The sequence below is a fragment of the Cellulomonas sp. URHD0024 genome (assembly GCF_000426185.1).
Taxonomy (GTDB): Bacteria; Actinomycetota; Actinomycetes; order Actinomycetales; family Cellulomonadaceae; genus Cellulomonas.
This window is the reverse complement of the sequence record NZ_AUEW01000001.1, coordinates 306,997-319,255: the sequence shown is the minus strand read 5'-3', so window position 1 is coordinate 319,255 and position 12,259 is coordinate 306,997. Positions and strand designations below refer to the sequence as shown.

The window sequence follows — 12,259 nt, the reverse complement described above, 5'->3', positions numbered from 1 at the left end:
CACTCGTTGCACGGAGGTCGCCATGACCACCACACCCACCACCCCACACCCGCTCGCAGTCGTCACGGGGGCGTCGAGCGGGATCGGACTCGCGCTCGCCACCGTCTTCACCGAGAACGGCTACGACGTCCTCGTCACGGCCGACGACGACGGCGTGCACACCGTCGCCGACGAGCTCGGGCGGGACGGGATCACGGCGCACGCCGTCCAGGCCGACCTGACCACCCCCGACGGCGTCCAGGAGCTGGTCGACGCCGTCCACCGCCAGGGTCGACCGGTCGACGCACTCGCCCTGAACGCCGGCGTCGGCCAGGGCGGGCCGTTCGTCGAGACGCCGCTCGAGGGCGACCTCGAGGTCATCGCGCTCGACGTGGTCGCGCCCGTCCGGCTGGCCAAGGCCCTGGTGCCGGACATGGTCGGACGGGGCGCCGGCCGCGTGCTGTTCACCGCGTCGACCGCGAGCCTCATGCCGGGCCCGTACTACGCCACGTACGCGGCGTCGAAGTCGTTCGTCCTGTCGTTCAGCGAGGCGCTGCGGCACGAGCTGAAGGACACCGGGGTCTCCGTCACGGCGCTGCTGCCCGGCCCGACCGACACGGCGTTCTTCGAGCGGGCGGACATGACCGACACGCGCGTCGGCCGCGGGCCCAAGGACGATCCGGTGAAGGTCGCGACCGAGGCGTTCGACGCGCTCATGGCCGGGAAGGACAAGATCGAGGTGCACTCGATGAAGGTCAAGTCGCAGACCGCCGCGGCAGCGGTGCTGCCCGACCGCGCCAAGGCGGCCATGCACGCCGGGTTCACCAAGCCGTCCGACGAGTGAGCCCCGCCGCCCGGGAGCGCCGCACGCTCCCGGGTGGCGCGCCGTCAGGCGTGGATGATCGGCCCGTGGGCGTCAGGGTTGGCCGGGTCCTCCGACGCCGGCGGCGAGTCCGCCGGTTCTGGGTGCGGCAGCCCGTCGAGGGCCTCCGGCAGATCCGGGACGTCGGTCCGGTCGGGTGTCTTCTCGCTCATCGCTGACCTCTCTTCTCTCCGCTCGATCACTCGGCATCCGACAGCGTCGGACCACTGGGTGTCGGGCACCCTCATCCGGCGAGCCGCTCGCGCAGGATCGCCTTGCCCTGCTGCGCGCCTTTGCGGCTGTCCGCCTGTGCACGCCGGAAGAAGTCCGCAAGGTCGCCGTCGCCGTCGCGCTCCGCGTCGGCGATGTACGTCTCGAGGCGCAGCACGTTGCTCAGGCACGCCTCCACGAACCAGATCACGTTGTAGTCCTTGTCCCGTGTGCCGGTGACGTCACCGGTCTCGCTGTCCGACATCGTCGTCTCCTCTCCTGGGCCACCCGGCTGGCGGCCCCTGTCGTGTCGCTCAGAGCTGCAGCCGGACGCCGGCCTCGTGGCGGATGCCGTCGAGCTGCCGCTCGACGCCACCGTTCATGGCGGCAGCGCCGGCGCCGCGACGCAGCACCGGCAGCACGGACCGCTCGTGCACGTCCTCGAGCTCGAAGGCGAGGGCGGCGTACAGCGCGAGCGCGGCGAGCGCGACCCCGGTCCACCCCGCAACCCGGGTCCAGTCCGCAGAGCCGGTGAGCTGGACGATCCCGGTGCAGGCGAAGCGCACGGCGCTGAGCGCCATGACCGCGGCGGCGACCAGCTTGCCCGACGCTGAGAGGGCAGGGACGAGCATGGCGGCGGCCGCCGACACCAGGAGGACACCCAGGCCCGGAGAGTGGGTGGCCGGCTGTGCGCGCAGCGTCGTGATGCCGACCGCGGCCCAGGTGCCGGCCAGGACGCCCATCCCGGTCCCGGCGACCGGGTCCCGCGCGAGGAAGCCGATCGCGCTCGCCAGCAGCTGGACGGGCACCGTGAACACGAGCACGCCGGCCGCGATCACCGCGGCCTGGTCCGCCGGTACCCATCCGAGCTGCACGGCGGAGAACCCGGTCGTCGCGACGAACAGACCCAGGAACCCGAGCGGAAGCGGCGACCCGACCGGGCGGAGCACCACCCGGACGCGATCGGTATCGGTCGGTGTGCTCATCGCAGCATCGACCTCGCCTTGGTCGCGGACGTCTCGACCGCCCGCAGTCCGCGGGATCCGACGTTCGGGCCGTCCGGTCGACGTTCGATGCGCGCTGCGAGCCGACGGGCCACCGTCGCGACGAGAGGAGCAGGACGACGACGACGAGAAGGATGCGTACGCGCCGAAGGAGCAGGAACCACACAGGTGCCTCCGGTGATCTGTGGGCCACCGGCGCACCCTGCTCGACGCCGAACTCCATCGTCGGTCCGCCGTGCCCTCGGCGCACCTCGGGCTCCTACTCCTGGACGATCTGCGCCGCCGACACCTTGCGCTGAGCGCGCAGCCACGTGACCTGACGCTTCGTCTGCGGGGCGCACAGCTCGACGAGCGCACGCAGCTCGTCGTCCCGGCGTGCCTTCGCCACTTGTCCCAGCACGTCCCAGTCGGTCGCCACGCCACACGCTGTGGCGTAGACGTCCCGCAGGTCGGTCAAGAGCTTCGCACCGGGGTCGTCGCGGTCGGACAGCGCCACGGCGGGGTCGGGCAGGCGGAGGTCGGCACGCTCGGCGAGTGCGGCCGCATGATCCTGCGACCAGCGGGCGAGGTCCTGGGCCACGTGGTGCACGTCCGCGTCGGTCGGGTGCTCCTCGGCGAGGCGGGTCAGCGCGGCCGCCAGTCCCGCCTCGGCTGCGGCCATCTCGGAGGTCAAGGTCACCAGCTTCACGACGAGCTCCCGGCGGGCGTCGACTCCTCGACCTCTGCGTCCGGGCCCCCGCGGGTGGGAGGGACCTCGGCGGACACCGGTGCGGACGCGGTCGTCGTCGGCGCCGCGGAGGTGTGGCCCTCGCCCGCGGACAGCCGGCGCAGACGTGCAGCACCGGACTTGAACAGCGGCTGCTTCGACACGGCATCCCACTCGGTGGGCGTGAGCTCGTTCGCGGCTCGGCCGGCGTCGCCGGTCGCGCTCAGGTCCTGCGCGTCCCAGTACCCGTAGTGGAACGGCAGGAAGACGACGCCGCGGCGGATCGCGGTCACCCGTACCCGCGCCTGGACGCTGCCGCGACGAGTTCTCACCTCGGCGAGATCGCCCTCGGTGAGCGCCAGAGCACTCGCGTCGTCGGCCGACACCTCGACCCACACGTCCGGCGCGGCTGCCTGCAGCTGGGGCGCCCGCCCGGTCTTGGTGCGCGTGTGGAACTGGTAGAGCGTCCGGCCGGTGAGGAGCGCGAGCGGGTACTCGCTGTCCGGCTGCTCGTGCGGTGCCCGGTACGCGGCGCCCTTGAGGATCGCCTTGCCGTCCGGGTTGAGGGCCCGGTACTCCGTCACCTCGACCGGCGCCCCGGTCAGCAGGTCACGGCCGTACGTCTCGCACCGGTCCGGGTCCGCCCAGAAGCGCCCGTCGGCGTAGAGCCGCTCGGTCCCCTCGGGGTGCTCCGGCGTGCACGGCCACTGGATCCCACCGGACCCTCGCAGCGCGTCGTACGACAGACCGCTGTAGTCGCACGGTCGGCCGGCGCTGCACCGTTTCCAGGCCTCGAAGGCCTCCTGCGGCGCACGCCAGCCGACGAGGGGCACGCCGTCCCTGTCGACGAACCCCATGCGGTCGGCGAAGTCGACGAAGATGTCGAGGTCGGAGCGCGCCTCGCCCGGTGGGTCGACGGCCTGCTCGGACAGGTGCACCGTCCGGTCGGCGTTGGTGAACGTCCCGGTCTTCTCGGCCCAGGCGGCGGCCGGCAGGACCACGTCCGCCAGCTGCGCCGTCTCGGTCAGGAAGATGTCCTGGACCACGAGGAACAGCTCGTCGCGCGAGAGGACCGACCGGATCCGGGCCAGCTCGGGCAGCGAGACCGCCGGGTTCGTCGCCTGGACCCAGAGCATCCCGATCGAGCCCTGCTCGACGTACCGGAAGATCTGCATCGCGTGCGTCGGGGGCGAGTAGTGCGGGATCGTCGACGGTTCGACGTTCCAGATCGCCGCGAGCTCGGCGACGTGCTCCGCGTTCGCCCAGTTGCGGAAGCCGGACAGGTCGCCGTCCGCGCCGCACTCTCGGGTGTTCTGGGCGGTGGGCTGGCCGTTCATCTGCAGGATGCCGCAGCCCGGGCGCCCGAGCATGCCGCGCAGCAGGTGCACGTTGTTGACCTGAACCGCCGCCGCTGTCGCCTGGTTGGCCTGGTAGAAGCCCTGCAGCACGGTCGACAGGAGACGGTCCGCCGTCCCGACCAGGGTGGCGGCGGCGCGCAGGTCGTCGACGTCGATGCCGCAGATCTGCGCCGCTCGCTCCGCGGGGTAGTCCTGGACCACGGCCTGCAGGTCCTCGAACCCGACGGTGTGCGCGGCGACAAACTCAGGGTCGAACCAGTCGTTCGCGAGCAGCTCGTGGAGCAGCCCGTTCATCAGCGCGACGTTGGTGCCGGGCCGTGGCGCGAGGTGCACGGTCGCCGCGCGCGCGACCGGGGTCGGGCGGGGGTCCACGCACAGGATGGCGGGCGGGTTCGGGCCGGCCAACCGGTCGAGGATCCGGGCCCACAGGACGGTCTGGGTCTCGGCGACGTTGTGCCCGTACAGCGCGATGACGTCGGCATGGTCGACGTCGGTGTACGAGCCGGGCTGGCCGTCGCAGCCGAACGACTCCTTCAGCGCCTCGGCCGCCGTCGCGGTGCAGAGCCGGGTGTTGCCGTCGAGGTGGGCCGTGCCGATCCCGCCCCGGGCGACGAGCGCGAGCGTGTAGTACTCCTCCAGGAAGAGCTGGCCCGACGTGTAGAAGCCGATGCTGCTGGGCCCGCGCGTGTCCAGGAGCTGTCGCGTCCGTGACACCACCCGGGTCATGGCCTCGTCCCACGACGCCTCGACGAGCCGGCCGCCCTCGCGGACGAGCGGCCGGGTGAGCCGGTCCGGCGAGTGGTTCGCCTGCCAGCCGAACAGGTCCTTGGGGCCGAGCCGCCCGTGGTTCACCCGGTCGTTCGCGCGCCCGCGCACCCCCACGATCCGACCGTCCCGCACGGCGATGTCGAGGCCGTCGCCGTTCGAGTGCAGGACGCTCGCGCTCTGCACCCAGCGGTCCACCTGGTCGGTGGTCGTGCCCTCGCCCAGGTAGGTGTCCACCCGGACGGGCCAGCGCTCGCCCGAGCCGTAGGGCGTGCGGGCGCCCCACGGCTCGGCGATCCTGTCGCGCTTCATCTCCGGTCCTGTCGCTCAGAACACCGGCTTCCCGCCGGTGACGCCGATGACGGTGCCCGACACGTAGGACGCCGTCGAGCTGGCGGCCAGGAACACGAACGCCGGGGCGACCTCCGCGGGCTGCCCAGCCCGGCCCAGCGGTGTGTCCGCGCCGAACCTCTCGACCTTGGACTCGAACTGCGTGGCAGGCTGCAAGGGCGTCCAGATCGGCCCGGGAGCGACCGCGTTGACCCGGATGCCGCGAGCCCCCAGCTCACCCGCGAGGTTGACGGTGAAGTTGTTGATCGCCGCCTTCGTCGCCGCGTAGTCGAGCAGCGTCTCCGACGGCTGGTACGCCTGGATGGAGGACACGTTGATGATCGAGCTCCCCTCCCCGAGGTGCTCGAGGGCGCTCTGCGTCACCCAGAACAGCGCGTAGAGGTTGGTCTTGAACGTCCGGTCCAGGTCGTCCGTGGTGATGTCGGCGACCGACTCGCGACGGGCCCACTGGTAGCCGGCGTTGTTGACGAGGATGTCGAGGCCTCCCAGCTCGGACGCCGCGGAGCGCACGGCGCCGCGGGCCTCGTCCTCGTTGCGGAGGTCGGCCGCCACCAGGACGCACCGGCGTCCCGCGCGTTCGACCCACTCGGCGGTCTCGTCGGCGTCCGGCTTCTCCTCCGGGAGGAACACGATCGCGACGTCGGCCTCCTCGCGCGCGAACGCGATGGCGACGGCTCGGCCGATTCCCGAGTCGCCGCCGGTGATCAACGCCTTGCGGCCGCTCAGGAGTCCTGATCCTTCGTAGCTGGACTCGCCGTGGTCCGGCGCCGGGGTCATCGGCTCGGTCAGGCCGGGAGGCTGCTGCTGCTGTGCGGGGAACTGCTCGTCGGACTCGGACATGCGGGCTCCTCGGGGGTGCGAGCTCCGTGTGTCGCCAGTTTTCTCCAGCCCGTCGAGCCTCTCACCGACCCGATCTGCCGACCACCCGGAGCGGTGCGGGCGCAGGGCGGCCGCTCGCTCCCCCGAACGCCCCCTTCCCGCCTCCTCCGGTGGCGAGCACGTCCGGGCTGGCTTAGCGTCCCGGGATACCGGTCTTGAGGCAGGGCCGGTCCACCGCCGTCCGGGACAGGAAGCGTCGCCGGACCCGAGCAGTGCGAGGCACAGGCCCCGCACGCTGCGGACGAGTTGATCGAGGGCGCTCCCGCCCCCCAACCACACACGCGGACGATCCTGCGGCAGAAGGCTCCCGGGATCTGACGACCCGGTCCGTGCGACGCGCCCACGCGGCACGAGTCGCAGGGATCCCTCGCACGGAAGACACGAGACGAGGAACACCATGACTGAGTACACGAGCAGCTACACGGGACCGGACGACGGCACGTCCGGCACGACATATGCGGCACCGACGGACGGCACCTCCGGTACGACGGACACGGCGAAGGACGAGGCCACCCGCCTCAAGGACTCGGCCAAGCAGACCGGCGGTCAGCTGCTCGAGGACGCCAAGGGCGAGGCCGTCGCGGTCTCGCAGGAGGCTCGCCGCCAGATCGGTGACCTGTGGCAGCAGGCCCGGTTCGAGGTCTCCGACCAGGCGAGCGCGCAGCAGAGCAGACTCGCGGGCGGCCTGACCTCGATCGGCAGCCAGCTCACGCAGATGGCCTCGAGCACGGACGAGCAGAACACCGCGACGGACATCGTGCACGAGGTCGGGCAGCGCATCGACAGCCTCGGCCGCTGGCTCGACACGCACGGCCCCGACGAGCTCGTCGACGAGGTCCGGAACTTCGCCCGACGCCGTCCAGGGACGTTCCTCGCGATTGCGGCCGGCGCCGGCATCGTGCTGGGCCGCCTGACCCGGGGGATCAAGGACGCCGCGAACGACGAGCCGCGCACCGAACAGCGCACCGCCCAGTACCCGACCAGGACCTCGCTGGCGTCGGCCGGGTACGTCGACCCTGTCGAGGACCGGCCGCGGTTCGCCGACGACCTGTCCTCGACGGCCGGCACGTCGCCGGTGCCCACCGCCACCGTGCCCGGCACACCGACCGTGCCCACCTCGTCGTCGGTGCCCAGCTCGTCGACGTGGGGCCAGCGATGACCGAGCCGCTGAACGCCCCACCCCGCCAGTCCGTCGGCGACCTGCTCGGAGACGTCACCCGGGACATCTCGACGCTCATCCGCCAGGAGGTCGAGCTGGCGAAGGCCGAGATCACGCAGTCGGCGAAGCAAGCGGCCAAGGGCGGGTCCATGTTCGCGGGCGCCGCCGTGGCGGGCCACTTCGTCCTGCTGTTCCTGTCGATCGCCGTCTGGTGGGCGCTCGGCGACGCGATGGACTCCTGGCCCTGGTCCGCGGTCATCGTCGCGGTCGTGTGGGGGATCGTCGCGGCGGTCCTCGCGGCCCGTGGCCGCGCCGAGTCCAAGCGCGTCGGCGGCCTGCCGCGGACGACCGACTCCGTCAAGAAGATCCCCAACGCTCTGCAAGGACACGAGGAGAAGAACTCATGAGCACAGATCCGGACCAGATCCGCGACGACATCGAACGCACGCGCGCCGAGCTCAGCTCGGACGTCGACGCCCTCACCGACAAGGTGAGCCCGACGCAGGCCGCGCAGCGGCAGGCAGAACGTGCGCGCTCCGCCGCGACCGCCGTGAAGGACCGCATCATGGGGGCCGTATCCGACGGTGCGGACGCGGTGCGCGGCACCGTCGGAGACGGCGCCGACAGGGTCGGGTCGACGGCCTCGGCGCTCGGCGACAAGGCGTCGGACCTTCCTCACGCGGCCGCGTCCCGGGCGCGGGGGAACCCGTTGGCTGCGGGTCTCGTCGCCTTCGGGGTGGGGTGGCTCGTCTCGTCGGTCCTCCCGAGCACCCGACAGGAGCAGCGGCTCGCACGGTCCGCCAAGGACCAGGCGGCACCGCTCGTCCAGGAGGCCAAGGAGGCGGCACAGAGTGTCGCCGACAACCTCCGGGAGCCCGCCCAGGACGCGGCAGCCGCCGTCAAGGACCGGGCGGCCGAGGCCGGGGGGACGTTGCGCGACGAGAGCCGCGACGCGGCGTCCGCACTGCGCTCGGACGCGACCGACGCGGCCGACAACGTCAAGGGCGCACACGCGGCGAACGACGGCGGGCAGGGCTTCTAGACCGTGTAGCGACGGGGCGGGTCCCCCCACCGCCCCGTCGCTACGCCCGCGGCTCGCCCGCGTCCGGACAGCGGTCGCGGCGCGGGCGGGGCGGGCGCATGATCGAACGGCGGACGTCACCAGCAGGCTCCGCCGCTCCGCACGGGCTCCAGCAGCGTGGTCCTCCCCTCCTGCACCTGGGAGAGCACCATGAGCCAGACCACACCCGACCCGGTCAGCGGAAGCAACGACCCCTTCCGCTCCGACGACGAGGCGCGCGACGAGAACCGCCCCGACCACGACTCTGACCGGATCCCGTTTCCCGTGATCGGGAACCTCGACGCGGACGCCGACCGTGACGAGCCCGGCGACCGGGTGTAGCGCGAGGGCGTGCGCGCGCCCCTGCTCGATCGACGCCGAACGGTGAGCGACGCACCCGGGGCCGGGCGCTGGGTCCCCGACACCTCGCACCTCGACGACCTTCGCGCGGCTGCGCCGGACTGTCGCGGCTGCGAGCTCTGGCAGCCGGCCACGCAGGTGGTCTTCTCCCGAGGGCCGTCGGACGCCTCGATGGTCCTGGTCGGCGAGCAGCCCGGCGACCGCGAGGACCTGGAGGGCGAGCCGTTCGTCGGTCCGGCCGGGCGGCTGCTGAGCGACGCCCTGCGCGAGGCGGGCATCGACGAGAACGCGGTCTACCTGACCAACGCGGTGAAGCACTTCCGGTTCGAGGAACGCGGAAAGCGCCGACTGCACAAGTCGCCGACCATCACTCACCTGCGGGCGTGCGCCCCCTGGCTGGAGGCCGAGCTCGGCATCGTGCAACCGCGGGTCGTGGTGGCGCTGGGCGCGAGTGCCGCCCGCTCGCTCCTCGGCCGCTCGGTGAGCGTGACGAAGGAACGCGGTCGACTCCTCGGCGGCGGCTACCTGGTGACGACGCACCCCTCCTCGGTCGTGCGGCTGCGCGGCCGCGAGGGGTTCCGCGACGCGTTCGACGAGCTCGTGAGCGATCTGCGCCTCGGCGCGTCGTGAGTCTGGCGGACGTCGTCGCGCCGGTGCTGGCCGCGGTACGGGACCGGCGACCGGGAACCGCTCCTGACGGCTGGAGGCCGGTGGTCCAGGGAGCCGCGGGGCACGTCGTCGGCGTGCGGGACCTCCGGGGCAACGACCTGGTCGTGAAGATCTACCCGGGTGCTCCCGACACCCGGCTCGCCACCGAGGTCCTCGGCCTTCGCCTGGCCGCGGAGGTCCTGCCCGTACCGCGCGTGCTGCTGCACGGCGAGCTCGCCGACCGGTCGGCGGGGTACGTGCTCATGACCCGCCTGCCGGGGGTGCGCTGGGCGGACGTCCGCTCCGTGATCGACCCGGCGACGGGGACGGCACTGACCCAGGCGGCAGGCCGGCTGCTGCGCCGGCTGCACTCCGTCCGCGGTGCGCGGTTCGGCGACCTGCTCCGACCGTCCCATGACACGGCGTGGGGACGGGTCACCGCGCTGCGCGACACGCTGCTGCCGGCCTACGTCGGAGCCGGAGGATCGTCGCTCCTCGCAGGTCGGGTGGCACGGTTCGTCGAGACCCGACGACCGGCGGCCGAGTCCTGCTCCGAACCCGCCCTCTGCCATGACGACTTCATCAGCGGCAACCTGCTGCTCCGCGAGGGTCCGGACCCCGCGCTCACCGGTGTCGTCGATCTCGAGGGTGCGACGTGGGACGACCCCATGAGCGACCTCGCGCAGACCCAGGTGCACGTGGCCTTCCACGCCCCGGCCGACGTGACGCCCCTCCTGGAGGCCTACGGGGTGAGTGCGGCGCAGCGGCCCAGGCTCGACCTGTTCACCTTGCTGCACCGCGTCCGGGAGCGCACCTGGGTCGCGACGGACCGGCCCGCAGGCTGGGAACGTTCGGCCGCACGGCTCGACGCGCTGATCGCCGCCGCGCTCTGACCCATCGTGTTGCGGTACCCGCGGCGCGGAGTTACGTTCGCGCCAACGTGGCCCTTCGTGGCCACACCAGGACGCGGGACGCGGGTGAGAACGGACCGGCGGCGCCCGCGCTGGTCGCGCAGGCGGAGGCGCCATGGCGCAGCCCGAGGTCGTGCAGCGGGTGTCGGCCCGTCGGCCGAGACCGGCCCGCGTGCGCTTCAACCGCCGGGAGGCGGTCGCGGGCTACCTGTTCATCTCGCCCTGGCTGGTCGGGTTCCTGGTGTTCACCGCGGGCGCGATGATCTACAGCCTGGTGATCTCGTTCAGCCACTACAACCTCGCGACGAACGCCGCGGTCCCGGCCGGGCTGTCCAACTACCAGGGCCTCGTGCAGGACCCGCGCGTGGCCACCGCCCTGGGGAACACGCTGTTCTACGCGCTCCTGGCGGTACCCCTCGAGATCGCCTTCGCCCTCCTGCTGGCGTCTCTCCTCAACGGCATCGGGCGCGGCGCGGGGGCCTTCCGCACGCTCTACTACCTGCCCAGGATGACCCCCCTCGTCGCCACGGCGGCGGTCTTCTTCCTCCTGCTCAACGGGAACACCGGGGCGATCAACCAGGGCCTGCGCGCGTTCGGCATCGCCGGGCCGCAGTGGCTGGTCGACCCCACCTGGATCAAGCCGTCGATCGTCCTCATGCAGCTCTGGGCGGTCAGCGGCACCATGGTCATCTTCCTGGCGGCGCTCAAGAACGTGCCGCGCGAGCTCTACGAGGTGGCCTCCCTCGACGGCGCCGGTCCCGTCCGACGGTTCTTCAGCATCACCCTGCCGATGATCTCGAGCGCCATGTTCTTCAACGTCATCGTGCTCACGATCGCCGCGTTCCAGGTGTTCGACCAGGCCTACCTGCTCTTCTGGCGCGACCAGTCGAACTCCTCGCCGGAGGCGTCCCTGTTCTATGCCGTCTACCTGTTCCAACAGGCCTTCCGGCAGTTCAACTTCGGGTTCGCCGCTGCCATGGCCTGGCTGCTGTTCGTCATCATCATGATCGTCACGTTCGTGCAGATGAGGTTCGGCAACCGGCTCGTCTACTACGAGGGAGACCGCTGATGTCTGCCGTCGGGACCGCCGGGCCGCGTCCGGGTGCCGCTGTCATCGTCGCCCCCAGGCCGGACGAACAGCCGACCGACGGGGGGCCGCAGGGACCGCGGCGCCGGGTCGGGCGCATCGTCCTGTGGGTGCTGTCCATCGGGTTCGCGCTGATGTTCCTGTACCCGTTCGCCTGGCTGCTGGCGGCCAGCCTGAAGGGTCGGGGCAAGGTCTTCGACAACTCGCTGTGGCCGGGGACGTTCGAGTGGTCCAACTACGTGGAGGTCTGGCGCCAGCTGCCCCTCCTGCACTGGGTGGGAACGAGCTTCGCCATCGCCCTGATCGCCTCGGTCGCCGTCGCGCTGTCCAGCTCCGTCGTCGCGTTCGGCTTCGCCTACTTCCGCTTCCCGGGCCGCGGCATCCTGTTCGGGCTCGTGCTCGCGACGATGATGCTGCCCGGCGCGGTCACCATGGTCCCGATCTACCTGATCTGGAAGAACGTGGGCCTGCTGGGTACCTGGGTGCCGCTCTTCGGCGCCAACCTGTTCGGGTCCGCGTTCTACATCTTCCTGCAGCGACAGTTCTTCCTCGGCCTGCCGCGTGAGCTGTTCGAGGCGGCCCGCATCGACGGCGCGAGCTACTGGAAGATGTTCTGGAAGGTCGCGATGCCGCTGTCCATCCCGTCGTTCGTGATCGTGCTGCTGTTCGAGTTCCAGGCCAGCTGGAACAACCTGCAGCAGGCGCTCATCTACCTGAACGCGGGAAGCGTCGACGGGTTCACCGCTCCGCTCGGGATCGCCTACGCGATGACCAAGTACAGCCCCACGGCAGGCGGCCAGGGCGACTACCAGTACGTCATGGTGGCGTCGCTGATCGTGACGCTGCCCATGCTGGTGCTCTTCGCCTTCGGGCAGCGGTACTTCATCGAGGGCGTCGCCACCACCGGGCGCAAGGGGTAG

At 71.8% G+C, this 12,259-nt stretch carries 15 protein-coding genes; 9 read left to right on the top strand and 6 right to left on the bottom strand.

The genetic code is table 11. From position 1 onward, the window contains the following. Positions 1-22: 22 nt before the first annotated feature. The gene (locus I847_RS0101445) at positions 23-823 is read left to right on the top strand and encodes an SDR family oxidoreductase (RefSeq protein WP_028048258.1); all 801 of its coding nucleotides are present in this window, start codon (positions 23-25) and stop codon (positions 821-823) included. Between the two features lie 44 nt (positions 824-867). On the opposite strand, the gene I847_RS26465 is transcribed toward I847_RS0101445, so the two are convergent. The 6 genes from I847_RS26465 to I847_RS0101410 form a co-directional block, all read right to left on the bottom strand. After that, on the bottom strand, positions 868-1,014 hold the full coding sequence (locus tag I847_RS26465) for a hypothetical protein (RefSeq protein ID WP_155855942.1): 147 nt from the start codon (positions 1,012-1,014) through the stop codon (positions 868-870). 71 nt (positions 1,015-1,085) lie between these two features. Then, positions 1,086-1,316: a hypothetical protein gene (locus tag I847_RS0101435; RefSeq protein WP_028048257.1), complete on the bottom strand. Its 231-nt coding sequence runs from the start codon at positions 1,314-1,316 to the stop codon at positions 1,086-1,088. A 49-nt stretch (positions 1,317-1,365) separates the two neighbouring features. Continuing rightward, the gene (locus I847_RS0101430; protein ID WP_028048256.1) at positions 1,366-2,037 is read right to left on the bottom strand and encodes a hypothetical protein; all 672 of its coding nucleotides are present in this window, start codon (positions 2,035-2,037) and stop codon (positions 1,366-1,368) included. Between the two features lie 277 nt (positions 2,038-2,314). Further along, positions 2,315-2,743 carry a hypothetical protein gene (locus I847_RS0101420; protein ID WP_028048255.1) on the bottom strand — a complete coding sequence of 143 codons (429 nt, stop codon included), beginning with the start codon at positions 2,741-2,743 and terminating at the stop codon, positions 2,315-2,317. After that, on the bottom strand, positions 2,740-5,196 hold the full coding sequence (locus tag I847_RS0101415; RefSeq protein ID WP_028048254.1) for a molybdopterin oxidoreductase family protein: 2,457 nt from the start codon (positions 5,194-5,196) through the stop codon (positions 2,740-2,742). The genes I847_RS0101420 and I847_RS0101415 overlap by 4 nt, the downstream gene beginning before the upstream one ends. A gap of 15 nt (positions 5,197-5,211) precedes the next feature. Further along, entirely contained in the window at positions 5,212-6,075 is an 864-nt protein-coding gene (locus I847_RS0101410) for an SDR family oxidoreductase (RefSeq protein WP_028048253.1), read from the bottom strand. A gap of 436 nt (positions 6,076-6,511) precedes the next feature. On the opposite strand from I847_RS0101410, the gene I847_RS21350 reads away from it, so the two are divergent. The 8 genes from I847_RS21350 (at position 6,512) to I847_RS21340 (ending at position 12,259) form a co-directional block, all read left to right on the top strand. Beyond that, positions 6,512-7,273: a hypothetical protein gene (locus I847_RS21350; protein ID WP_051274355.1), complete on the top strand. Its 762-nt coding sequence runs from the start codon at positions 6,512-6,514 to the stop codon at positions 7,271-7,273. Beyond that, positions 7,270-7,680 (top strand): phage holin family protein, encoded by a 411-nt coding sequence (locus I847_RS0101400; protein ID WP_028048252.1) that lies wholly within the window; start codon positions 7,270-7,272, stop codon positions 7,678-7,680. Before I847_RS21350 ends, I847_RS0101400 begins: the two co-directional genes overlap by 4 nt. Beyond that, positions 7,677-8,315 (top strand): DUF3618 domain-containing protein, encoded by a 639-nt coding sequence (locus I847_RS21345; protein WP_034608699.1) that lies wholly within the window; start codon positions 7,677-7,679, stop codon positions 8,313-8,315. The genes I847_RS0101400 and I847_RS21345 overlap by 4 nt, the downstream gene beginning before the upstream one ends. A 189-nt stretch (positions 8,316-8,504) precedes the next feature. After that, positions 8,505-8,675: a hypothetical protein gene (locus I847_RS26460; RefSeq protein WP_155855941.1), complete on the top strand. Its 171-nt coding sequence runs from the start codon at positions 8,505-8,507 to the stop codon at positions 8,673-8,675. Between the two features lie 42 nt (positions 8,676-8,717). Then, complete coding sequence (locus I847_RS0101380; RefSeq protein WP_028048251.1) at positions 8,718-9,323, top strand: UdgX family uracil-DNA binding protein; 606 nt, start codon at positions 8,718-8,720, stop codon at positions 9,321-9,323. Then, entirely contained in the window at positions 9,320-10,234 is a 915-nt protein-coding gene (locus I847_RS0101375; RefSeq protein WP_028048250.1) for a phosphotransferase family protein, read from the top strand. Before I847_RS0101380 ends, I847_RS0101375 begins: the two co-directional genes overlap by 4 nt. Positions 10,235-10,367: 133 nt before the next feature. Further along, the gene (locus I847_RS0101370) at positions 10,368-11,321 is read left to right on the top strand and encodes a carbohydrate ABC transporter permease (protein ID WP_034608697.1); all 954 of its coding nucleotides are present in this window, start codon (positions 10,368-10,370) and stop codon (positions 11,319-11,321) included. Next, positions 11,321-12,259: a carbohydrate ABC transporter permease gene (locus I847_RS21340; protein WP_081680336.1), complete on the top strand. Its 939-nt coding sequence runs from the start codon at positions 11,321-11,323 to the stop codon at positions 12,257-12,259. Before I847_RS0101370 ends, I847_RS21340 begins: the two co-directional genes overlap by 1 nt.